19 protein-coding genes and 1 pseudogene are annotated in these 23,198 nt (G+C 38.2%); 15 read left to right on the top strand and 5 right to left on the bottom strand.

Annotation, left to right across the window (positions count from 1 at the left end):
• Positions 1–60 precede the first annotated feature (60 nt).
• On the bottom strand, positions 61–522 hold the full coding sequence (locus ACR1PO_RS16235; RefSeq protein WP_332386118.1) for a thioredoxin fold domain-containing protein: 462 nt from the start codon (positions 520–522) through the stop codon (positions 61–63).
• On the bottom strand, positions 519–2,588 hold the full coding sequence (locus ACR1PO_RS16230; RefSeq protein WP_433987441.1) for a TonB-dependent receptor plug domain-containing protein: 2,070 nt from the start codon (positions 2,586–2,588) through the stop codon (positions 519–521). The genes ACR1PO_RS16235 and ACR1PO_RS16230 overlap by 4 nt, the downstream gene beginning before the upstream one ends.
• Positions 2,589–2,710: 122 nt before the next feature.
• Between ACR1PO_RS16230 and ACR1PO_RS16225 the strand changes: the two genes are divergently transcribed.
• The 10 genes and pseudogenes from ACR1PO_RS16225 to ACR1PO_RS16180 all read left to right on the top strand — a co-directional run bounded on the left by ACR1PO_RS16225 (position 2,711) and on the right by ACR1PO_RS16180 (position 13,110).
• Positions 2,711–3,862 (top strand): homogentisate 1,2-dioxygenase, encoded by a 1,152-nt coding sequence (locus ACR1PO_RS16225; protein WP_433987440.1) that lies wholly within the window; start codon positions 2,711–2,713, stop codon positions 3,860–3,862.
• A gap of 171 nt (positions 3,863–4,033) precedes the next feature.
• Positions 4,034–5,545: a succinyl-CoA:acetate CoA-transferase ScpC gene (gene scpC, locus ACR1PO_RS16220; protein WP_433987439.1), complete on the top strand. Its 1,512-nt coding sequence runs from the start codon at positions 4,034–4,036 to the stop codon at positions 5,543–5,545.
• Positions 5,546–5,767: 222 nt separating this feature from the next.
• The gene (locus ACR1PO_RS16215; RefSeq protein ID WP_433987438.1) at positions 5,768–7,042 is read left to right on the top strand and encodes an acetyl-CoA hydrolase/transferase family protein; all 1,275 of its coding nucleotides are present in this window, start codon (positions 5,768–5,770) and stop codon (positions 7,040–7,042) included.
• A gap of 140 nt (positions 7,043–7,182) precedes the next feature.
• Positions 7,183–7,974, top strand: coding sequence for a hypothetical protein (locus ACR1PO_RS16210; RefSeq protein WP_433987437.1), 792 nt, complete (start codon positions 7,183–7,185; stop codon positions 7,972–7,974).
• Between the two features lie 238 nt (positions 7,975–8,212).
• Positions 8,213–9,343: a 4-hydroxyphenylpyruvate dioxygenase gene (gene hppD / locus ACR1PO_RS16205; protein ID WP_433987436.1), complete on the top strand. Its 1,131-nt coding sequence runs from the start codon at positions 8,213–8,215 to the stop codon at positions 9,341–9,343.
• Positions 9,344–9,414: 71 nt separating this feature from the next.
• Entirely contained in the window at positions 9,415–9,876 is a 462-nt protein-coding gene (locus ACR1PO_RS16200; RefSeq protein ID WP_433987435.1) for a hypothetical protein, read from the top strand.
• Positions 9,877–9,928: 52 nt separating this feature from the next.
• Positions 9,929–11,176 (top strand): fumarylacetoacetase, encoded by a 1,248-nt coding sequence (fahA, locus tag ACR1PO_RS16195; protein WP_433987434.1) that lies wholly within the window; start codon positions 9,929–9,931, stop codon positions 11,174–11,176.
• A 32-nt stretch (positions 11,177–11,208) separates the two neighbouring features.
• A pseudogene (locus ACR1PO_RS16190) lies at positions 11,209–11,615 on the top strand (GxxExxY protein).
• A 60-nt stretch (positions 11,616–11,675) separates the two neighbouring features.
• Complete coding sequence (locus tag ACR1PO_RS16185; protein WP_433987433.1) at positions 11,676–12,497, top strand: flavin reductase family protein; 822 nt, start codon at positions 11,676–11,678, stop codon at positions 12,495–12,497.
• A 13-nt stretch (positions 12,498–12,510) separates the two neighbouring features.
• Positions 12,511–13,110 carry a hypothetical protein gene (locus ACR1PO_RS16180; protein ID WP_433987432.1) on the top strand — a complete coding sequence of 200 codons (600 nt, stop codon included), beginning with the start codon at positions 12,511–12,513 and terminating at the stop codon, positions 13,108–13,110.
• Between the two features lie 53 nt (positions 13,111–13,163).
• Here the strand turns inward: ACR1PO_RS16180 and ACR1PO_RS16175 are convergent, their stop codons facing one another.
• A complete protein-coding gene (locus ACR1PO_RS16175; protein WP_433987431.1) occupies positions 13,164–13,676 on the bottom strand; it encodes an Ivy family c-type lysozyme inhibitor in 513 nt (170 codons plus the stop codon).
• Positions 13,677–13,723: 47 nt separating this feature from the next.
• Positions 13,724–14,566, bottom strand: coding sequence for an alpha/beta hydrolase family protein (locus tag ACR1PO_RS16170; RefSeq protein ID WP_433987430.1), 843 nt, complete (start codon positions 14,564–14,566; stop codon positions 13,724–13,726).
• Between the two features lie 61 nt (positions 14,567–14,627).
• On the opposite strand from ACR1PO_RS16170, the gene ACR1PO_RS16165 reads away from it, so the two are divergent.
• The 5 genes from ACR1PO_RS16165 (at position 14,628) to ACR1PO_RS16145 (ending at position 20,135) form a co-directional block, all read left to right on the top strand.
• Positions 14,628–15,884, top strand: a complete 1,257-nt coding sequence (locus tag ACR1PO_RS16165; RefSeq protein WP_433987429.1) for a T9SS type A sorting domain-containing protein — start codon at positions 14,628–14,630, stop codon at positions 15,882–15,884.
• 15 nt (positions 15,885–15,899) lie between these two features.
• Positions 15,900–16,673: a HipA family kinase gene (locus ACR1PO_RS16160; protein WP_332386130.1), complete on the top strand. Its 774-nt coding sequence runs from the start codon at positions 15,900–15,902 to the stop codon at positions 16,671–16,673.
• Positions 16,660–17,043, top strand: a complete 384-nt coding sequence (locus ACR1PO_RS16155; protein WP_433987428.1) for a DUF3037 domain-containing protein — start codon at positions 16,660–16,662, stop codon at positions 17,041–17,043. The genes ACR1PO_RS16160 and ACR1PO_RS16155 overlap by 14 nt, the downstream gene beginning before the upstream one ends.
• A 22-nt stretch (positions 17,044–17,065) precedes the next feature.
• Positions 17,066–18,100, top strand: coding sequence for an alpha/beta hydrolase (locus ACR1PO_RS16150; protein WP_332386132.1), 1,035 nt, complete (start codon positions 17,066–17,068; stop codon positions 18,098–18,100).
• A 193-nt stretch (positions 18,101–18,293) separates the two neighbouring features.
• Positions 18,294–20,135: a carbon starvation CstA family protein gene (locus tag ACR1PO_RS16145; RefSeq protein ID WP_433987427.1), complete on the top strand. Its 1,842-nt coding sequence runs from the start codon at positions 18,294–18,296 to the stop codon at positions 20,133–20,135.
• A 191-nt stretch (positions 20,136–20,326) separates the two neighbouring features.
• On the opposite strand, the gene ACR1PO_RS16140 is transcribed toward ACR1PO_RS16145, so the two are convergent.
• Entirely contained in the window at positions 20,327–23,104 is a 2,778-nt protein-coding gene (locus ACR1PO_RS16140; RefSeq protein ID WP_433987426.1) for a TonB-dependent receptor plug domain-containing protein, read from the bottom strand.
• Between the last annotated feature and the right edge of the window lie 94 nt (positions 23,105–23,198).

The following is a 23,198-nucleotide window of genomic DNA, read 5'->3' as shown; positions in this document are numbered from 1 at the left end:
TAAACAGATTAAAAAGAAATGCCTTAGCGCCTTTGCGTTTTCCAACAAAAACTTCTCAACTTACAAACCAGAAACCTCCTTCAGTTTGTCCTTCATTTTTTCAGACGTCATCTGCCCTTCCTGATAATACACCAGATTCTGATGTTTATCCAGAAATATCCACAAAGGATAAACCGGCTGATTTTTATTCTTTGATAATGCCAGTGCCAATTCATGAATTCCGGAATTTCCATTCTGCAGATATTCAAATGTCTGATTCTGGAAATAAATCTTTTCCTTCGTCTTCTCTGCTTCAAAATTAACAAAATAAAAATGATCATTCATCAAATGAACCAGCTCTTTATCCTGGCTCAAACGATAAGACTCAATCTTACAGACCGCACACCAATCTGTATATAGATGGATCACAATTGGTCTAGGATTTTCTTTCTGCCGTATCTCAAGATCAGAAAAAGTGCCTGCCTTCATCTGAGACAGATAAAAACAGGGCACTAACATTAAAAATAAAGCTAATTTTTTCATTTTAAAGTATATTTTACACCCAGGAAACCTCTGATTCCCTGCATCGGTGCATAGCCGTATGCCGTATCAAAAGTATAATGATTAGGATTGTTAACAGGATCATCAACATATTTATCAAACGGGTCAAACGGTCTCATCAAAGGGTCTTTGGGTCTGAAATTGAATAGGTTTTTTATTCCGCAATACACTTCAAATCCGGATGTAAAGCTCTTAGACACCTGAATATTAGCCAGAGAATAAAACGGTGAATATTCAGGGCGGTAATCGTTTATCAGAACAGGAAGCCTCATAGGTCCATAGAACTGTCCTGTAAAATCGATGGTCAGATTGCCTGGAAACTTATAAGTCAGGTTATAAGTACCACTCCATTTTGGAGCATGAAGCTGCTGTGTTTTCTGGTTTTCATTATCAAATTTCTGATAAACATCAAGATACGTTACTCCCAGATTGACACTCAGAGGAAAATTAAAGCTAAAATCCACATTCAGGGAAGCTCCTCTTGAAATTCCATAACCGTGAAGATTATCGTAAATAATTTTATTCGGATCAGAATCAAAATCCCCTACAATTTTATTGCTGAAATAGGTATAAAATGCAGAAGCATCAAGATTCAGCAAACGGTTTCCTACCGGAATTTTCCAGATATAATTCAGGTTCCCGTTAACAGATCTTTCCGGCTTCAGGTCTGATTTTACCACGACTTCTCTTGAGCCTGTCAAAGCTGCATGATCTTCCGTAAACAAATTAACCACTCTGAACCCTGTTCCAAAATTGAAACGCAATGTGTGATATGGATTAGGATTGAATTTCCATGCAAATCTCGGTGAATGTACCGAATGGTGAACTTTATCATAATCATATCTGTACCCAAGCAGCAAAGTATTTTTATCATTGATCTCCCACTGATCCTGGATAAAGGCACCCCAGATCGGGGATTTCATCGGTGCATTGGTGATCCCGTCTGCGGCTAATGTTCCCGGAGTATTATCATCATAAAATGTTCTTTTAAATGTAAGTCCGGCAGTAATATCATGTTTCCCGAGGCTTCTGTCCCAATACGTCTGCACAAAAGCTACCTTTTGCGTGGCATTGAACGGATTGGATCCGTAAAATGAATTCTGGTCATGATAGTTATAAGAAAACTGAGTCACAATATGCTCTTTCATGGGCCATTCATATAAACCGAAAATCTCTGCCCTGTTGGTATAAATACTTTCTCCGTATACGTTATCACTGCCACGGAAAGACTTATTCCATTGCATTTCACCCCCAAAACGGTCTTCATACAGGTACCTCATCGCAAAACTTGCCTGTCTGTTTTCCTTTCTTTTAAAATTCCATTTGTTGAAAACCGAAATCCTGCTTTGCAGCGTAGCGTCCGTAAAATTATCTTTATTCTGATCTATCCTTTCCTGAAAGCTGAAATAATTTAAACTTAATAATGAAGCGGCCTTTTTTCCAACATTGAATTTTGTGGAAAGATCCAGATTATTTTCACTCCAGGTACTGGTCATCATATCAACACTCAGTTTAGGGGCAGTCAAAGCATTTTTGGTAATAATATTGATCACTCCTCCCATCGCTTCAGAACCATATATAGAAGACGCAGGACCTTTTACCACCTCTATTCTATCCACCAGGCTATTAGGGATTCCGCTTAATCCGTATACGGTGGAAAGTGAGCTTACAATCGGCATTCCGTCAATCAAAATCATCGTGTAAGGTCCTTCCAGCCCGTTGATGTGGATGTCTCCCGTATTGCATACCGAACAGTTCAGCTGAGGTTTTACTCCATTCACCATGGCAATGGCCTCAAAAATGCTGGGCGTAGGATTTTTCTGGAAAAATTTCTGACTGTAGATCTCTACTGCCACAGGACTTTTCGATCTGCTCATTGGTTTTATGGTTCCTGTAACCACTACATCTTCTATATTACTTGTTTTGATTCCACTTTTTGTAACGCCTGCAGAGTCAGGATCTTTAAATTGTTGGAGACTCAAACTATCTGCCTCCTGTGCAAAACAGTAAGTTGATAAAAAAGTAATAGAAAATAATATTCGCTTCATGAAATTAAAATTGTTAGACAAATCTAACAATTATTTTTCAAATACAAAACTTTGCTTAAAAATATAGATTGAGTCAATTCATGAAAAATGATTAAATTTGAGAAACTACATACGAAAGTAAAATGAGATATCATCAATCGGGAAATATCCCACCAAAAAGGCATACGATCTTTAAGTCTCCTGAAGATAAATTTTACTATGAACAGCTTTTCGGTACGGAAGGCTTCCATGGTATTTCTTCTCTGTTATATCATATCCACCGCCCCACACAGATCAAATCGATCGGTGAGCCGAAAGATGTCACTCCTAAGATAGCTGTGGAAAAAAACATTACTCCCAGAATGTTTAAGGGGATGAATGTTACTCCTGAAAACGATTTCCTGGACAGCCGTAAAATACTCTTGATGAACAACGACCTGAAAATGGGATTGGCAAAACCAAGAAATTCGATGGATTATTTCTACAAAAATGCAGAATGTGATGAGCTTTTGTACGTTCATCAGGGAGCCGGAATTCTGAAAACATTTGTAGGAGACCTTGAATTCGTAACCGGAGATTATCTTATTGTTCCGAGAGGAACCATTTATCAGGTAGAATTAACATCTGACGATACTGTATTTTTCGTACTGGAAAGCCACTCTCCTATTTATACTCCGAAAAGATACAGAAATGAATTCGGGCAGCTTCTGGAGCATTCTCCATTCTGTGAGAGAGATATGATGGCTCCTGTTTTCAAAGAACCCGTTGATGAAAAAGGAGAATTCCTGATTAAAGTAAAAAAAGAAAACCAGATTACAGATTTCATCTACGCAACACACCCGTTTGATGTTGTGGGCTGGGACGGATATTTTTATCCTTATAAATTCAATATTAAAAACTTTGAACCGATTACAGGAAGAATTCATCAACCGCCGCCGGTTCACCAGAATTTCGAGGGACACAATTTCGTAGTCTGCTCATTCTGTGCAAGAATGTATGATTACCATCCACAGGCGATCCCGGCACCTTATAACCACTCCAATATTGACTCTGATGAGGTATTATTCTACACGGAAGGTGATTTCATGAGCCGTAATCATATTGATTTGATGGATTTTACGCTTCACCCCGGAGGAATTGTACACGGACCACACCCAGGTGCTATGGAAAGAAGTATCGGTAAAAAGTTCACGGAAGAATATGCTGTTATGGTTGACCCTTTCCGTCCTTTGAAAATTACAGAAGAAGCTTTAAAAGTGGAAGATCCTTCTTATAAAACTTCTTGGCTGGAATAAAACAGTACAATCATCAGAAAAGTATTGCTGAATACATACAAAAGACGCTTTAAATCCTTTATTTAAAGCGTCTTTTTTCGTAAATTTGTGAGGTATGGTTAACATATTGACCATCATTATTTTTCATGACGCATCCTAAGTAATGGTGGTTTAAAACAAAATCAATATTACATGTTAGAAAGAATCAGATTAGAAAGTCTACGCGACAAAGTAACCACCGCGGAAAATGCAGTAAAGATTATCAAAGACGGCATGACCATTGGGTCCAGCGGCTTTACAAAAGCAGGTGACAGCAAAGCCGTTTTGCCGGCACTGGCGGAAAGAGGAAAAACCGAAGGCCTTAAAGTTACTTTAATGACAGGAGCTTCACTAGGCCACGGTACCGACGGAAAACTGGCAGAAGCCAACGTCCTGAAAAAAAGAATGCCCTTCCAGGTAGATCCTGTATTAAGAAACAAAATCAACAATGGTGAAATTCTCTTCATCGACCAGCATTTGAGCGAAAGTGCCGAACTTCTTCACACTAAAAATCTTCAAAGTATTGACGTGGCGATTATTGAAGCGGCCTATATTGAAAGAGACGGAAGTATTGTCCCTACTACATCGGTAGGAAATTCGGTAACCTTTGGGGCTTTGGCTAAAAAAATCATCATTGAAATCAATACAGAAGTTCCGGAAGAAGTCTACGGAATCCATGACATTTACCAGGCAGAAGATTATCCTTACAGAAATGTCATTCCTATTGTAGCTCCATGGAATAAAATCGGAAGAAAAAGCATTCCCGTTGACCCCAATAAAATTGAAGCCATTGTTTTTACTAACCGCAAAGACAGCCCGGCAGATATTGCAGAACCGGATGAAAAAACTACCGCTATCGCTAAACATCTTCTTGCATTCTTTGAAAATGAAGTACGTTTGGGGCGTCTTACAGACAGATTACTTCCCCTTCAGGCAGGTATTGGTAAAGTAGCCAATGCTGTTCTCACAGGTTTCAAAGACAGTAATTTTTATGATCTTACCATGTTTTCCGAAGTACTTCAGGACAGTACCTTTGATCTGATCGATTCCGGTAAGCTAAGCTTTGCCTCAGCATCTTCCATTACCGTTTCCCAGGAATGCTACGAAAGAGTTTTAGGAAACCTCTCAAAATATAAGGAAAAGTTTGTTTTAAGACCTCAGAACATTTCCAATACTCCCGGATTAATCAGAAGATTGGGAGTAATTGCCATCAACACTGCTATTGAATTTGATATCTATGGAAATGTAAACTCTACCCATATCGGTGGAACAAAAATTATGAACGGAATCGGAGGTTCCGGAGACTTTGCAAGAAATGCTTATCTGAGTATTTTTGTAACGCAGGCAGCTTCAAAAGGAAACAATATTTCCCACGTCCTTCCAATGGTTTCGCATACTGATCATACTGAACATGATGTAGATATTCTGGTAACAGATGTTGGATTGGCTGATTTAAGAGGTTTAGCTCCAAGAGAAAGAGCACAGAAGATCATAGACAATTGTGTTCACCCGGATTATAAAGAAGAATTACAATCTTACTTCGACAGGGCCTGTGAAAAAGGGGGACATACTCCTCATTTATTACAGGAAGCCTTCAGCTGGCATTTGCGATTTGCAGAAACCGGAAGCATGAAGCAGAAAACAGCTGCAGAAGCCGCTAATTAAATATTTTCACCAAGAAATAAATAAGAAAAAAGGACTGAATGCCAATGCATTTGGTCCTTTTTTCTGTTACATTCATATCCGGTTGATTCATATGACAAAAGTCTGTACCATATCCTTAAAATATTTATATGAATATAAAATTATAAAGATTATCTTTGAAAGAAGAGCGGTATTTTTATGAGATGTAAAAATACGTTGAACACCCTTTTAAAAAGACAAAATATGAATAATTACATCAGTGCGGAAGAAGCAATATATACAATAAAAAGTGGAAACCGTGTATTCTTTCACGGCAGTGCATGTACCCCGAATTATCTGATTGATGAGCTGGCAAGACAGTCCGGCAGGTTACAAAATGTGGAAATGGTTTCCATTACCCAGCAGGGAAATGTGGAAATTGCAAAGCCTCAATACAAAGACAGCTTTTTCATCAACTCTTTATTTGTTTCCACCCCTGTGCGTGATGCTGTAAATTCCGACAGAGGTGACTTCGTTCCGGTATTCTTAAGTGAAATTCCTATTCTGTTCAGAAAAAATATCTTACCTCTGGATGTAGCCCTGGTCACTGTTTCACCTCCGGACAGACATGGCTTCTGCACACTGGGAACTTCTGTAGATATTGCCAGAGCAGCAGTAGATACGGCAAAAATCATTGTAGCCATCGTTAATCCAAGAATGCCGAGAACCCATGGTGACGGTATGATCCACATCAGCAGAATCCACAGACTGGTATGGCATGAAGAGGAACTTCCAACGGTAGATTACGGTTCAAAAGTAGGTCCTGAAGAAATGCTCGTTGGGAAAAATGTGGCTGAACTTATCGAAGACAAATCTACCCTTCAGATGGGTATCGGAACCATTCCTGATGCGGTTTTGAAATGCCTTACCAATCATAAAGACCTCGGAATTCATACAGAAATGCTGAGTGACGGTGTTATCGATCTAATTCAGAATGATGTGATCAATAACAAATATAAAGGGTACAACGACAATAAAACCATTACAAGCTTCTGCTTCGGAACCAGAAAACTCTATGATTATGTAGATGATAACACCGTGTTTGCTTTCAGAGATGTAAGTGAAGTCAATTTCCCGATTAATATCATGAGAAACAAAAAAATGGTCGCCATCAACTCTGCCATTGAAATAGACCTTACAGGACAGGTATGTGCCGACTCTATCGGAACTCTTCAGTACAGCGGGATCGGAGGACAAATGGATTTTATGCGTGGCGCGGCTTTAAGTGATGACGGAAAACCTATCATTGCCATTACGGCCAGAACCAAAAAGGGAGTTTCAAGAATTGTTCCTTTCCTTAAACAGGGAGCCGGAGTAGTAACAACAAGAGGTCACATTCACTACGTCGTTACTGAATACGGTACTGCTTATCTGTATGGAAAAAATCTTCGCCAGAGAGCACAGGAGCTGATCAGCATTGCCCATCCTGATGACAGAGAGATGCTGGAGAGAGCGGCTTTTGAAAGATTTAAACACTGATAATCAAATCATAAAGCACACAAAAACTATTTTCAAAACTGATTACTTAAAACAAATTTTGAAATCAACATCCCTAAAACACAAAAAAACATTAATATTTTGGCAGTATATTTGATAAAATTCATTCAAAAACAAGGAAATTGAAAACTATATATAATTCGATACGGGAAGAAGTTATAAAGCATCCCAAAGTGAGGAATTCTGTTTTAGGGAATGTGAATGAATGGAAAAGAAGCCATTACATTATTCTTTCTGAAATTATTAAAGACGAACTTTCCGGAGCTGAGGAACTGAAAGGAGGAAAAAAATTTGAAATCGGAAATACCATTTCCCATGTTACCCTCCAGCGGTTCTTTGAGAATGATTACCAGGATAAAACCCACAGTGATCTCAGATTTCTGAAAACCCTTGATAAAATCTGTATTTTCTTAGGATACAAAGATCTTAACGATTATATCCTTGCAATCAGATACAGAAAACAGAACGAAGAGGAAAATGATGATCAGTCCCATCTTACACAGATGGTGTACGATTATTGTGCCGCAGCTTTTGAATTCTATAAGCAGTTTCCGTCTCACAATACCGAACTTTTAAAAGGCCTCGTTTTCGATGATTCCCCTTTCCTCGAAAGAGCATCACAATTCAGCAAAGAGCTGTGCGATAAAGATTTTCACCTGGTAACAAAAAACAACCGGTCCAATTATGAAGTTTTTGATATTCATATCGTTACCGATGAGCCGGACAAGAAAATCCTGGAATCCCAGGAATTCTGGAATCTGCTGTTCAAGGTAGGAGAAACCGGTGAAGAACATTTTGTGAATCAGCTGAGTACCCAGATCTACTTTATCCGGAAAATAAATGATACCTGGAAGATATGGGATAATTACAATCCGGATGCCGGGATGCTGAACAGAAAAATTGAAACCATCTAAAATAAGAAAGCCGTAGATACTCTCTACGGCTTTCATGTTTCGAAATATTTTTTTTTCACTTGTATTTTGTATAACAAATGTAGTCAGACGATTTTAAACTTATTAAACTTAAATATACTTAAGTAAACTCTTCTTTAATGTTATGTTAAATATATTCAATGAATCCGCGGGAATATTTTCGCAATGTCCAAGTTTTTTGTAATTTGCATACCAATAAAATAAAAGTAAAAGAGAAAATATGTCAACACTTACATTTGCCGAGAAAATAGCTCAAGCAGAAAATTTCCTGCCGATTAACGGTACGGATTACATTGAGTTTTATGTAGGAAATGCAAAACAGGCTGCCCATTATTACAAAACCGCTTTCGGTTTTCAGTCTGTAGCTTACGCGGGTCCTGAAACAGGAGTAAGAGACCGTGCATCTTATGTACTTCAACAGGGAAAAATCAGATTGGTATTAACAACAGGGCTTAAGTCTGATTCTCCTATCAACGAACACGTAAAAAAACATGGTGACGGAGTAAAAATTTTGGCACTTTGGGTAGATGACGCTTATGCAGCTTTCGAAGAAACAACTAAAAGAGGCGGAAAGCCATATTTAGAGCCTGTAACGTTAACTGATGAGCATGGTGAAGTAAGAATGTCCGGTATCTACACCTATGGAGAAACCGTTCACATGTTTGTGGAAAGAAAAAATTATAACGGAGCTTTCATGCCTGGCTATGAAAAGTGGGAAAGTGATTATAATCCTGAAGAAACTGGTTTATTATATGTAGACCACTGTGTAGGGAATGTTGACTGGAACAGAATGATCCCTACAGTAGAATGGTATGAAAAAGTAATGGGATTTGTAAACATCCTTTCTTTTGACGACAAGCAGATCAATACAGAATATTCTGCACTGATGTCTAAAGTAATGTCCAATGGAAACGGATATGCAAAATTCCCTATCAACGAACCTGCAGAAGGTAAAAAGAAATCTCAGGTAGAAGAATATCTTGATTTCTATGAAGGAGAAGGTGTACAGCACATTGCTGTGGCTACAAAAGACATTATCCACACTGTAACTGAGCTTAAAAAGCGTGGTGTAGAGTTTTTATCTGCTCCGCCGGAAGCTTATTATGATATGGTTCCTGAAAGAGTGGGCCATATTGATGAAGATCTTAAGAAACTTCAGGAGTTAGGTATACTTATTGATCATGATGAAGAAGGATACTTATTACAGATCTTTACGAAGCCTGTAGAAGACCGTCCTACTCTATTCTTCGAAATTATTGAAAGACACGGTGCACAGAGTTTTGGCGCCGGGAATTTCAAGGCTTTGTTCGAGGCATTGGAGAGAGAACAGGAAAGAAGAGGTAATCTTTAATTTTACATTAGAAAATATAAGTTTTGTCAGGATACTGTATTCTGGCAAAACTTTTTTATAAAACACAGTATATGAGAAAATTTTTAATCGGGATTTTTCTTTTGGGAACATTGGGACTTAAGGCTCAATATGGAACTCTGAACGAAATCCTTAACCGGCTTGAACAAAGAAAAGGCATCAATCAGCATCTTGAGAATGTAAATATTGACAATAAGAAGTTCATTTTTATTAAAGATGAGGCCGATCATACGGAACGGGACTTTATTATCATTAAAGGAAATAATGCCACCTATGTAGAAGTTTTTGATGATAAAGCAACAGGAGAAAGCAGTTCCAATGTTTTCACCGGTGATGTCATCAGGAAAAAAAATATTATTTCCTTAAGAGCAGATATGCTTGAAAATAAAAAAATCCCAATGCCGGTCACCAAAACTTTATTGCTGACCCAGCAGGATAATATCCTCTACCTCATCGATGTCAATACCAGAGACAGATGGATAGATGAAGCCTCTTATTCAAAAAAGACCCAATAAATGTTCCGGGGAATTCTCCGGATGATATTTAATCTAACTAAAATCTAAACTTATGAAATCATTTGTAGACTATTCCTCAAATTCGGATTTTTCTATACATAATATTCCTTTCGGAGTCGCAGTTTTTAACAAAGAATATATCGGATGTTGTACAAGAATCGGAGACCAGGTAATTGATCTTGCCACTTTGTATGACCTCGGTTATTTTGAAGATATTGAAGGGTTGGACGACAATGTTTTTGAAGCCTATACCATCAACGAATTTATTGAACTTGGAAAACCTGTTACCAATGCTGTTCGTACCAGAATCCAGACTTTATTGCAGGAAGGGTCCATTTTATCAAAAGATCAGAAAACCATTGAAGAAGCATTTTATGATCTGGATAAGGTAAAAATGATGATGCCTGTTCACATTCCGAATTATACGGATTTCTACAGCAGTATTGAGCACGCTACCAACGTTGGAAAAATGTTCCGCGATCCGGCAAACGCTTTATTACCCAACTGGAAACATTTGCCAGTGGGTTACCACGGAAGGGCCTCCTCAATTGTTGTTTCAGGTACAGAAATCAACCGTCCGAAAGGTCAGATGAAACCTGCAGATGCAGATAAGCCTGTTTTCGGTCCATGCAAGCAGCTGGACTTTGAACTGGAAATGGCTTTCATCATCAATAAAAATACTGAGATGGGAGAAAGTATTTCTACCAAAGACGCGGAAGATGCCATCTTCGGTATGGTTATTTTCAACGACTGGTCTGCAAGAGATATTCAGTCATGGGAATATGTTCCGCTGGGACCATTCCTTGCAAAAAACTTCGGTTCATCCATTTCTCCATGGGTCGTTACCCTTGAAGCGCTGGAACCATTCAGAACCGCTTCTCCGGTACAGGATCCTGAAGTCTTGGATTATTTAAAATTTGAAGGTGATAAAAACTACGATATCAACCTTGAAGTATACATCCAGCCTGAAAACGGTGAACAAAACCTGATCTGCAAAAGCAACTACAAACACATGTACTGGAATATGACCCAGCAGCTGGCACACCACACCGTAAACGGATGCAATGTAGAAGTAGGTGATATGTATGCGAGCGGAACCATTTCAGGAAGTGACCCGAAATCTTTCGGTTCTATGCTTGAGCTTACATGGAGAGGGCAAAATCCTTTATCATTAAGCAACGGAGAAGAGAGGAAATTCATCGAAGACAATGATACGGTTACCATGAAAGCATGGGCTGAAAAAGATGGTGTGAGAGTAGGCTTCGGGGAAGTTTCCGGTAAAATTATTCCAACACTTTAATTTCTTTTACCACAAAAGTCACAAAAGAATTGATGATTACGCAGTCATATTTAACAGATCTTACCTATAAAATAAATGGTGCTTGTATAGAAGTTCACAAAATTTTAGGGCCGGGCTTATTGGAAAGCGTATACCATAAATGTCTGGAAGAAGAATTCAGATTAAGAAATATTAATTTTAAATCTGAATTGAAAGTTCCAGTACACTATAAAGGAAAAGAAATTAATTGTGATTTCTTTTGTGACTTTTAATTGAAGACTTAATTGTGTTAGAATTAAAGTCAGTTATGAAGCTTAATGATATTCATAGAGCTCAACTTCTTAACTATATTAATTTAATGAAGAAACCTAAAGGTATTTTAATCAATTTTAACGTAAAAAATTTATATCACGAAGGACAGCAAACTTTTGTGAATCAATATTACGATATGCTTTTTTAAACTTTAAAGATTAGAGCTATTTCACTTAAAACTTTTGTGCCTTTTGTGGTTAAATAGAATATGAAAACAGTAATCCCCTCCGAGATAACCTCCGTACAGCTGCAGACCATTATGCAGACAGCTGTTTCACCGCGCCCGATTGCATTGGCTTCCACTGTGGACAAAGACGGTCATAATAACTTATCTCCATTCAGTTTTTTTAATATGTTCAGTACGGTTCCTCCGATTCTGATTTTTTCACCTTCGAGGAGAGTACGTGACAATACCACCAAGCATACCCTGGAAAATGTTCTTGAAGTACCGGAAGTGGTAATCGGAACCGTCAATTTTCCGATAGTACAACAGATTTCTTTAGCTTCCACAGAATATGAAACCGGAGTCAATGAGTTTATCAAATCCGGTCTTACAATGAAAGATGCAGATCTTGTACAGCCTAAACTGATTGAAGAATGCCCCGTCAATTTTGAATGTAAAGTATTAGAGATAAAACCATTGGGTGATCAGGGCGGCGCAGGAAATCTGGTAATCTGTGAAGTTCAGAAAATCCACATCAGAGAAGAATATCTGAATGAAGACGGAAATCTGGATCAGAAAAAACTGGATATGGTAGCGCGCCTGGGAAGCAACTGGTATTCCAGAAGCAATGAAAACAGCCTTTTTGAAGTGCCAAAGCCCCTGGTAACAAAAGGAATCGGTTTTGATCTGCTGCCGGATTCTATTAAATACAGCAAAGTATTTACAGGAAACGACCTTGGAATGCTTGCCAACACTGAAGTATTACCTGCCGATGACTTCCATTCCGATGAAAATATTCATCTTGAGGCTCAGAAGTTACTTCTGGAAAGTAAAATTGAAGAGGCCTGGAAATTATTAATCAAATAATTGAGCTGCATTCATGAAAAAATATATTTTCTTTATGTTTTTTCTATTCATAGTTTTACAGTCATGCTATTATCCGGTAAGGAAAGATTATGGCATGTACAGTAAAACATTAGTGTTTTCTAAAGACAAAAAATGGTTGATTAATGATATCAGAACAGGGGTAGATTCGCACCACAGAGAAATGATGGGTAAAGAAACTCTTCAGTTATTTCAAAATTTAAGCAATGGTCATGCGTATGATTTAAAAATGGCAAAAGCGGAGAACCTTATTCAACATAATATTCCATTTGAGCCGGAAAGTGAAGATCTTGAAACACTGAAAAATAATTCTGATTTTAATTTTCTGGTAAACATCTACACCATGAATATGCGTAACGGTTTAGACAATTCCATTGGGATCCGGTATGAATATGAAAAAAATGAAACTTTTGCAATGATGGATGTTTATGATATGACAACCATCAAAAAGATATATTCTTTAAAAGCATATTCGGAAGTTTCTGTAGGTAAAGATCAGAAAGCAACCATTTTCACTCCTACAACTGAAATGATGACCATGAAAAACTTCAGGAGTCTTTTAAAGGCTGTAAAAAAGAACGCTGTTAAAAACTGAAAATATCTATTGACAATCAATAAAAAAGGAGTGAAAGTTTCACTCCTTTTTTATTATTTGGATTTAAGCGATTCTGAAACAGTAATTTTTCCTTTTTCAGCAAAATCTGTTACCTTACCGTTTTTATCAATGGTAACATTCAGGTTGTCATTTTTGGCATCATAGTAAATACTTGTAGAATACCCCGGACAGTCGTGCTGCTTACAGCCTGTCAGTTTATAAATCCCATTCTCTGATGCGATGGGACTTTCCACGTTGAAATTTTTTACCATTTCATCGTATTGGGATCCTGCCAGTTTTTTCAGTCTTTCTGATATACCTTTATCTTCAAAGAATTTAATATCATGTGGATATTTACCTACATTCCTGGTGATCATATTATCAGGAGCCGGAGCAGAAGGTGATGGTGATGCAACAGAATCGTTTTTTGGAGTTGAGACAGTGTCCTGAGGCATCGCCGTAGTAAGAGTATCCGTGCTGCTTGCAGAAGATTCTGTTTTAGTTTCTTTTTTACATGAAACAACAAATAATGACAGCGCGAATGCGCCCGCAATAACTTTTTTCATAGTGATATTGATATGGTGATTAATATGTTAACGTAATTTTAAAATCTTTATTTCAATTTTTCTTTGATAAAATCAATACATTTTTCGGTTACAGTATTCAGATCTTTAGGTAAATCTATTTCCGTCCATGGTTCTTTTGCCCCGAAAGTATGATTGGCATTTTCAATCAGAAACAGTTCGGAATTCGGGTGGAGAATATGAAGATGCTCTGCCTGTTTTACTTCTACAGCCTCATCTTCTGTTCCATGAATAATGAGCATATGTGCTTTTGCCATTTCTGTAGCTCTTTCCACATCAAAACGGTGAATATTCTGTTCATAGTCCTCATAAAACTGGTAATAATGCGGCATTTCCTGTTTGGTACGTCCGTTAACCGCATAATACACTCCATTATTTTTCCAGTTTTCAAAAGCCTCTCCTTTTGGAAACCGGTCCAGAGTATCAACACTGGCCAATGTTATCAACCCATTGATTCTTTCATCTTCAAAAGTTTTAATAATAGAAATACCTCCTCCTCTGCTGTGTCCCATCAGAACAATCTTTTCGTCATCCACATGAGGGTTTTTACTGAAGTGGTCAATTACTACTCCAAGGTCAGAAAGTTCCCTGGAATAATTATTATGTCCGAAAGCTTCAAGATCTCCAAAACTGAACGGATCATCCGTTGTCGTTCCGTTATGTGAAAAATTAAATTTGACAAAGAAAAACCCGGCTTCGGCAAATTTTTCAGCCATCAGGTTCCAGGCTCCCCAATCTTTATAACCTTTATATCCGTGAACAAATATGACTAAGGGAAGTTTTTGTTCTGTGTTTTGGTAAAAAGCATCGGCAAGAAAACCTCTTGTTTCTTTATTCTCTAAATATATATTCTTTTTGACAATCAAATTCATAAAATAAACGGGTTTTATTCAATATTATTTATATTTATGGGATCAATTCAAACTGAAATTTATGAAAAAAACTCTACTTTTTTTATTTTTAATTACTTTTTCTTTAGTGGTCTGTCAGACGACTAAAAGAGTCTTCTTCATCGGGAACAGCTATACTTACGTTAATAATTTACCTGGTCTTATTCAAAGTATTGCTACAGCTAATGGCGATGTATTCGAGCATCACAGCCAAACTCCGGGAGGTGCTACACTTCAGAATCACTCCAATAACCCGAATGTCATTTCAGACATCAATCAGGGAAACTGGGATTATGTAGTATTACAGGAACAGAGCCAGCTTCCGTCATTCCCGGATTCACAGGTTCAAAACCAGGTGTATCCTTATGCACTTCAGCTTTCTAATTTAATTAAAACATCAAATCCCTGTGGAAATGTTATTTTTTATATGACCTGGGGCCGTAAAAACGGAGATGCTACGAACTGTCCCGGGCTTCCTACTGTCTGTACCTATCAGGGAATGGATACTCAAATTTATAACCGTTACATGGAAATGGCAATGAACAATGAAGGTATTGTCTCTCCGGTAGGCAAAGTCTGGAGAACGATCAGAGAGCAAAATCCAGCCATTGAATTGTATGATCAGGATGAATCACATCCCAGTTATATAGGTTCTATGGCGGCTGCGTATACATTTTATACGATTATATTCAAGAAAGATCCTACCCAGATTCCTTTTAATGGAAATCTTACTCCTGCACAGGCTCAGCTGATCAAAGAAATAGTGAAAACAGAAGTATATAACCAGCCTGGTAAATGGTATGTAACCAACAATGATGTTCACAGCAGATTCACGTATCAGCTTACCGGAACAGGAACGGTTCAGTTTACCAACACAACCCAGAATGCAGCTTCTTATTTATGGGATTTTGGTGATGGTACAACATCTACTTTGGAAAATCCGACGCATACTTATACTGCAGGAGGAAATTATAATGTTAAACTGACAACTGATGCCTGTGGAGCAACAACTAACAAAACAAAACTGGTGGTTATAAATACATTAAATACTGCTGAAACAACTATAGAAAACGGAATTCAAATATATCCAAATCCGGTTCAAAACCTTATTAACATTATTTCTAAAAAGAAATTTGAAGTCGTTTCACTGACAGAAGCATCTGGAAAAATCATTCCTTATCATTTGAATAAAACGGAGAATAGCTACAGTATTTCACTTCAACATTTGACGAGCGGAGTTTACTTCCTGAAATATAAAACAGGTGAAAAGGAATTCACTAAAAAAATTATTAAAAAATAAGCTTATTTTTGCTGTATGCAGAATTTAAGAACTGTAACCGTGATGCGTTACATTCTGCCACTGAGAGAAGGAGGATCTCTTCCGGCTCTGGCAGAAGCTGATGATGATTTCAAATATGTATTAAAATTCCGTGGTGCAGGCCATGGAGTAAAAATGCTGATCTCCGAACTGTTGGGCGGAAAGATTACCGAAGCATTGGGACTTAAAATTCCTGAGCTTGTTTTTGTCAATCTTGATGCTGATTTCGGAAGAACGGAAGCCGATGAGGAAATACAGGATCTGCTGAAGTTTTCCGAAGGTCTGAACCTTGGACTGCATTATCTTTCCGGCTCTATCACTTATGATCCCGGAGTAAGTGTGGATCCGCTTCTGGCTTCGAAAATTGTATGGCTGGACGCATTCATCACCAATATTGACCGTACTTTTAAAAATACGAATATGCTGATGTGGCATAAAGAACTCTGGATCATTGATAATGGCGCCTCGTTCTACTTCCACCACTCATGGCAGAATTTTGATACAGCTGCCAAAACACCGTTCAAATACGTAAAAGATCATGTGCTTCTTCCAAAAGCAAAAATGCTTGATGAAGCAGACAGGTTTGCCCATGAAGTTCTGAACGAAACACTATTCAGGGAAATTGTCAATATGATTCCTGAAGACTGGTTACATTGGAATGATGCTGATGAAACTCCTGAAGAAATCCGTGAGATCTATTTTCAGTTTTTGAAAACCAGATTAGAAAATTCTCAAATCTTTGTAAACGAAGCCAAAAATGCAAGAGGATAAAATATATGAATATGCGGTAATACGCCTTGTACCTAAAGTTGAAAGAGAGGAATTTTTCAATATCGGACTGGTGATGTTTTCAAAAAAGGAAAAATTCATCAGGGTAGAATTTTATTTGTGCCCCGACAAGTTTAAGCTGATGCACAGCAAGCTGGATTACGAAGATATCATCCATAATCTGGAGAGCTTTCAGAAAATTGCCAATGGTGATAAAGACGGCGGCCCTATTGCACTGCTTGATATCCCGGAACGTTTCCGATGGCTGACAGCCGTAAGAAGTGCTGTCGTTCAAACCTCCCGGCCCCATCCGGGAAAATCAAAAGATCTGAATGCCACTTTTGGTAAGCTTTTTGAGGAGTTAGTAAAATAACTACACCCTTAAAAAATTTAATATGAATTTATCGATAAACAACATATCAATCTACAGGTTTTTCAAAAACCTGTTTTTTATTTCATTTTTAAGTTTTTCCAATTTATCTTTTTCACAAGACCTTCCATTAAGACCAGCCAAAGCTCCTGCTGTAAAAAGCACATTACTTCCTGAAATAGCAACAGTTTCCGAGGATATTGTTTATAAAACCGACAGAAAAGGCAAACCTCTAGATCTCGATCTCTATACTCCTAAGAACAGCACCACAGAAAAACTTCCGGTATTGATCTACGTTCATGGAGGCGGATGGGTAGAAGGTGACAAAGTGGTAAATGCCGGGAATTATCTTGAAACGACCATTAAAAAGCTAGTGGCCAAACAATATGCGGTCATCAGTATCAACTATACGCTGCTAAGTGACAGTATTCATTTCCCGCTGCCTTTGGAAGATACTAAAGATGCAGTCAGATGGGTCAGAAAAAATGCAGAAAAATATCATTTTGACACCAGCAACATCGGTCTTTTCGGGGCCTCAGCGGGGGCTCATCTTTCCCTGATGGCAGCCTATACACCAGACAATACCTATCTGGGTAATCCTGAACTTTCATCGTATTCTGCTAAGGTAAATTATGTAATTGATCACTATGGCCCTGCAGACCTCAACAAACTTTTCCACACAAGATTAGGGACGATCCCGGTGGGAATGATCGGATTAATGTCCAAAAAAATTGTCGGCTTACAGGAAAATCTGGTGAAAGGGATTTCCGGATATGATATCAGGAAAGATCAGGACAGCGCAATAGATTATCTTAAGACGATATCCCCGGTTCATTTTGTTTCAGATGGTGTTCCTACTTTAATTGTCCAGGGAAATAATGATAAAATTGTTCCCTTAAGCCAATCTAAAAAGCTTCACAGAAAATTAAACAGAGCCAAAATAGAGAACACTCTCATCATCGTTGATGGCGGAGTCCATGGTTTTGGTACCACAGATAAAGACTATCTTGATAAAATAACAGATGGGATGGTAGACTTTATTCTTTCACAGAAAAAATAATATACATACGCCTATCTGACTTATATTTAAAATGCTTAAAATCAATACAATAAACCATAATAAACCACAAATATGCTAGATTGATATACATATTGGTATTTTTTATTCGGGAATTAATTACCTTGGCTAATGATTAAATTATTTATAATAAAAACAACAATAATTTAATCATTCATCAATAAAAATAAGCAATATGGATTCACTAAACAATATCAATGCGCTTACCCTCATATTTGCATCTGTTCTTATTTTCGCGATCGCTTACCGGTTCTATGGTATTTTTATTGCAAACAAAGTGCTCCGTTTAAACGATCAGAATATAACCCCGGCCGTCGAATTTGCAGATGGTAAAGATTATGTTGCTACCAATAAAAATGTGCTTTTCGGGCATCATTTTGCCGCTATTGCTGCCGCCGGGCCGTTGGTAGGACCTGTTCTTGCAGCACAGTTCGGATATCTTCCCGGAGCATTATGGATCCTTATTGGGTGTGTTCTGGGAGGAGGAGTGCATGATATGATCGTACTTTTTGCTTCCGTAAGACATAAAGGCCAGAGCCTTGCCACCATTGCTTCCAAAGAAATCGGCAAAGCAACGGGAACCGTTGCAGGATTTGCCATTCTTTTCATTCTTATCCTTACACTGGCAGGATTATCATTAGCTTGTATCAATGCAATGCACGAAGCTTCATGGTCTCTGTTTACGGTAGTCATTACTATGCCCATTGCAATCATTATGGGTCTCATCATGCGATACAAAAAGAACAGTGTCCTGTTTGCAAGTATTTTGGGAGGTATTCTTTTAGTTGCAGGAATTATCGGAGGGCACAGCCTCATGCAGAATCCTACGATGAATAATTTATTTTCATGGGACATTAAAACGATCTCTATAGCGATTCCTTTGTATGGCTTTATTGCTTCTGTACTTCCGGTATGGCTTCTTTTGGTTCCAAGGGATTATCTGTCGACCTATTTAAAGATCGGAACTATTATCATGCTGGCCATCGGCGTAATCGTTATTCACCCTACCATACAGATGCCGGCTATCACAGCTTTCATTAATGGCGGAGGTCCTATTATAGGCGGACCTGTACTTCCTTTTATTTTTATTGTGATTGCCTGTGGTGCGATTTCCGGATTCCATGCGGTGATTGCTACGGGAACGACTCCAAAAATGCTTAATAAAGAAAGGGAGATTCTTTTTGTAGGATACGGAGCCATGCTGGTAGAAGGATTTGTTGCATTAATGGCACTTATTGCAGCCTGCACATTGATGCCGGGCGATTATTTTGCGATCAATACCCCTAAAGAAGCTTATGACTCATTCCTTGCTGCGCACCCTTCTCTTCATGGAGTAGATATTGATTATTATTCGCAGAAAATAGGTATTGACCTCTACGGCAGGACAGGAGGTGCTGTATCTCTCGCTGTAGGAATGGCTCATATCTTCAATAAAATTCCATATATGGATCAGCTTACCGCGTATTGGTATAATTTCGCGATCATGTTTGAAGCCGTATTTATTCTGACTGCCATTGATGCAGGAACAAGGGTAGGACGCTTCTTTTTACAGGAAATGCTGGGTTCTGTTGTTCCGAAATTCAATGATAAAAACTGGATTCCCGGAATCATTATCAGCAGTCTTCTTTTCACGTTTGCCTGGGGCTATCTGGTATACACAGGAAATGTAAACAGCATATGGCCGTTATTCGGGATCAGTAACCAACTGTTGGCTGCCTGTGGGCTCATTGTCTGTACAACTATGCTGATCAGGATGAACCGGGGTAAATATGCCTTATGTTCTGCAGTTCCCGGAGTTTTCATGGCTGGAATTACTTTTTGGGCCGGTTATATACAGGTAACCGCCATTTACATCCCCAAAGGACAATATTTGCTGGCAGCTTTAGCGGTAACGGCAATGGTTCTGATGCTTGTTGTGCTTATCGGAGCTTTCAGGAAATGGTATCAGCTGCTTCAGATCAATAAAACAGAGATTGATCATTATGGGGAACCTGTGAAGGAACTTGTAGAAAGATAGATCCATATTCTATAAATTTAAAACCATTAAGAAGGATTTAAAGGATAGCTAAGATGAATGATTCTGATTTTTAAGCTTATCTTAATACTCTTAAACTCTTATTACATCTTAATGGTTTAAAAATAAAAGTTCAGAAAAAAACAGTTCAGAATTTCTGAACTGTTTTTTTATAAGCATTATCTGTTATTATATTAAAAGTTGAAATTAAGTCTTGTAAAAACATATCTTCCGTTCTGTCCAAACTGTGATGTTGACCGTGAGTAAACGAACTGATCATTATTTGTAGAAGCAGGAAGGTTTTTCGTTGGATAAATATCAAATAGGTTATTGACCCCCAAAGTAAGCCCTACATTTTTGGTAAACTGATAGGCAGCAGAGATATCGGTAATGATTTTATCTCCGATCTGCTGATGTTCATTAAAATCAATGATTCCGTCTCCATTCACATCAATAACATCCGCACCTGTTACTTTTCCGAAGTAGGTATTTCTCAGGTAGAAGCTGGCATTTTTCCATGAAAGGGTATGCGAAAGGCTGGCTTTCACTCTTGGCACAGCTTCTTCAAGATACACTCTTGATTTTTCAGAAAAATAAATCTTTTCAAGGGAAGGAGACTGCAGCAGCCCGGCCGAATGAATTTCTCCAACCTGTTTGGTCTGGTTCAGGTTAATCGCAAAGTTGTTATCCAGTTTAAATCCTGAAAATCTTGCATTATGTGAAATCACAACATCTACTCCTTTTGTTTCTGTATCGATGGCATTGGTAAAGAATTGTGCAGCATTGATTCCTAATTGGTCATAAGCTTCCTGTGCTTTCTGTGGAACGCTTGCTCTTAAGAACTGGTCTGTAAGAATAATACGGTTATCAATTCTCGTGAAATACCCGTCTGCTGTAAAGCTAAGCCCCGCCGAAGGAATTCTGTAAGTAAACCCTACACTTGCTGACTTGGAAGTTTCCTGTTTCAGCTTTGGCATGTCCAAAAGCCCTGCGAGCTGAGAATCATTACTGAAAGTTCCTACTTCCAAAAGCTGATTATTCGTAAACAATGTAGAGGTTACATTATAGTAAATCTGGTGGATAGACGGAGCTCTGAATCCTGTAGAACCCGCAAATCTCACATTGAAATCCGGAGCAACCTTGATTCTTGATGCTAATTTATAATTGAATGTCGACCCGAAATCTGAATAGTTTTCATATCTCGCCGCTGCATCTACCAATAACCAGTTGGTAAAGTTAAATTCCACATCCGCATAGGCAGCAACAGACTGTCTGTTTTTATCTACCGCATTACCAGGCTTAAATCCGTTGAATACCTGGGAACCTCCCGGAAGCAATGCTCCGAAAAAATCTGTAGGTCTTACAGAATTTCCGTTCCAAACATTTCCTGAAATGTCATATGTTGCATAAGAAGCTTCCTCTCCCTGGGTAATTTTAAAATTTTCATAACGGTGCTCACCTCCAAAGGCTACATTGATACCTTCCCATACATCATATTTTTTAGAGAAATCTAAATTGATGGTATTTTGAGAAAACCTTAAACCACCTGCATCGAATTCATTGGGTGAAGCAAAACGCATTGAGGTGTTTCCTGTATTTCCGATGTTATATGTAAAAGAATTTTGTCCGAAAGTATTACTGAAATCAATATTCCATCCGTCCCATTTCCCTTTAATTCCTGCAGCTAATGAAATATCCTGAATATCTGTTCTGATCTGTGGGAGATAACCATTCGGATATAAACCAGTAAATGTTCTGCTCTCTCTTGGTCTTCTGTAAAATCCTCCGGAAGTTCCGTGCCTTAAGCTGTATCCTCCAAAAGTGTATACTTTCCAGTTGTCACTGACAGGGATTTCAGCATTCACAAAAAGCTGATGGTTATTCAGTTTAGACTGTCCTACCTGCATGTTAAAATCTTTTCTGGTCTGACCTCTGTAAGCAAGCTCCTGATCTGTCACATCAGCACTGAGTAAAGACCAAAGTCCTTTCTGAACAACATTGCCTGAAGCGTCCGTGATATCTTTAAATGTATTTGCATTTTGTATATCTGAGAGTTGAGTGGCACTAAAGTAGTTTACCCCCTGAGCATACTGATGTACATAATTAATAATTTGCTGTGAATTGGGCGTATTATTTATATTGGTAAACAAAGAAGAAAGGTTCACGCCGTCATTTAACGCACGTTGCTCTATGGCATTATAAGCGTTATAAATTTTTCCGCTTTCTGTTCCTGCCCTGTACGTTGGATTTCTGAACTGTGAAGACCAGGTAATATTAAAGAATCCTCCTTTGGTTCCGATTTTATTTCCATAGTTCAAGTCCAGCTGAATATTCTGTCCGTCAAAATCTCCGGTATGGTCATTAGCAGTTGGTGTTAAATTTCCTCCGTAGCTGATCTGACCTGCCAGCTTCCCTGTATCTCTTTTCAGATCAAGGTTGATAACACCTGCAATAGCATCGGATCCGTATTGTGCGGCAGCGCCGTCTCTTAGTACTTCAATTCTGTTTAAAGCGAAAGACGGAATGGCATTCAAATCGGTTCCAACGGTACCTCTTCCCGGCGTTCCGTTTACATTCACCAATGCTGAAGTATGTCTTCTTTTTCCATTCACCAGAACCAAAACCTGATCTGGTCCCAACCCTCTGAGCTGTGCTGGATCCAGGTGATCTGTACCATCAGAATTAGTCTGAATGGTGGAAGTAAATGAAGGTGCTACGGCGTTAAGGATCTGCCCTATATTCGTCTGCGGAAGAATAATTGAAGATTCTTTTACATTGAAGACATCTACAGGAACCGCACTTTCTATCTTTGACCTGGCACCGGCCCTTGAACCCAATATGACTACTTCTTCTACATTATTCGTTTTTATACTGTCTTTGTTTGTTTTTATGCTGTCTTTTTCCTGTCCGTAAGTAAATACACCAAGGAAAAATAAAACAGAGGCCGAAAGAATATTTTTTTTATTTCTCATATAGTTTAGATTTGATAACATTTATGTTTTTACAGGGTGCAAATGTAAAATTTATTTATTAGTCCACAAAACAACTAGACTTTGTTTTTATAAA

It is taken from the genome of Chryseobacterium amylolyticum, from assembly GCF_051011775.1.
Classification (GTDB): domain Bacteria; phylum Bacteroidota; class Bacteroidia; order Flavobacteriales; family Weeksellaceae; genus Chryseobacterium.
Note: the sequence above shows the minus strand (reverse complement) of the source record. Positions and strands in the feature narration are given on the sequence as shown.

Coding starts and splice junctions, on each gene's coding strand:
- ACR1PO_RS16150 (WP_332386132.1), top strand. CDS start 17,066: ATGAATTTATCGATAAACAACATATCAATCTACAGGTTTTTCAAAAAC.
- ACR1PO_RS16180 (WP_433987432.1), top strand. CDS start 12,511: ATGAAAAAATATATTTTCTTTATGTTTTTTCTATTCATAGTTTTACAG.
- ACR1PO_RS16145 (WP_433987427.1), top strand. CDS start 18,294: ATGGATTCACTAAACAATATCAATGCGCTTACCCTCATATTTGCATCT.
- ACR1PO_RS16155 (WP_433987428.1), top strand. CDS start 16,660: ATGCAAGAGGATAAAATATATGAATATGCGGTAATACGCCTTGTACCT.
- ACR1PO_RS16230 (WP_433987441.1), bottom strand. CDS start 2,588: ATGAAGCGAATATTATTTTCTATTACTTTTTTATCAACTTACTGTTTT.
- ACR1PO_RS16160 (WP_332386130.1), top strand. CDS start 15,900: ATGCAGAATTTAAGAACTGTAACCGTGATGCGTTACATTCTGCCACTG.
- ACR1PO_RS16165 (WP_433987429.1), top strand. CDS start 14,628: ATGAAAAAAACTCTACTTTTTTTATTTTTAATTACTTTTTCTTTAGTG.
- ACR1PO_RS16215 (WP_433987438.1), top strand. CDS start 5,768: ATGAATAATTACATCAGTGCGGAAGAAGCAATATATACAATAAAAAGT.
- ACR1PO_RS16200 (WP_433987435.1), top strand. CDS start 9,415: ATGAGAAAATTTTTAATCGGGATTTTTCTTTTGGGAACATTGGGACTT.
- ACR1PO_RS16235 (WP_332386118.1), bottom strand. CDS start 522: ATGAAAAAATTAGCTTTATTTTTAATGTTAGTGCCCTGTTTTTATCTG.
- ACR1PO_RS16225 (WP_433987440.1), top strand. CDS start 2,711: ATGAGATATCATCAATCGGGAAATATCCCACCAAAAAGGCATACGATC.
- scpC (WP_433987439.1), top strand. CDS start 4,034: ATGTTAGAAAGAATCAGATTAGAAAGTCTACGCGACAAAGTAACCACC.
- hppD (WP_433987436.1), top strand. CDS start 8,213: ATGTCAACACTTACATTTGCCGAGAAAATAGCTCAAGCAGAAAATTTC.
- ACR1PO_RS16170 (WP_433987430.1), bottom strand. CDS start 14,566: ATGAATTTGATTGTCAAAAAGAATATATATTTAGAGAATAAAGAAACA.
- ACR1PO_RS16140 (WP_433987426.1), bottom strand. CDS start 23,104: ATGAGAAATAAAAAAAATATTCTTTCGGCCTCTGTTTTATTTTTCCTT.
- ACR1PO_RS16175 (WP_433987431.1), bottom strand. CDS start 13,676: ATGAAAAAAGTTATTGCGGGCGCATTCGCGCTGTCATTATTTGTTGTT.
- ACR1PO_RS16185 (WP_433987433.1), top strand. CDS start 11,676: ATGAAAACAGTAATCCCCTCCGAGATAACCTCCGTACAGCTGCAGACC.
- fahA (WP_433987434.1), top strand. CDS start 9,929: ATGAAATCATTTGTAGACTATTCCTCAAATTCGGATTTTTCTATACAT.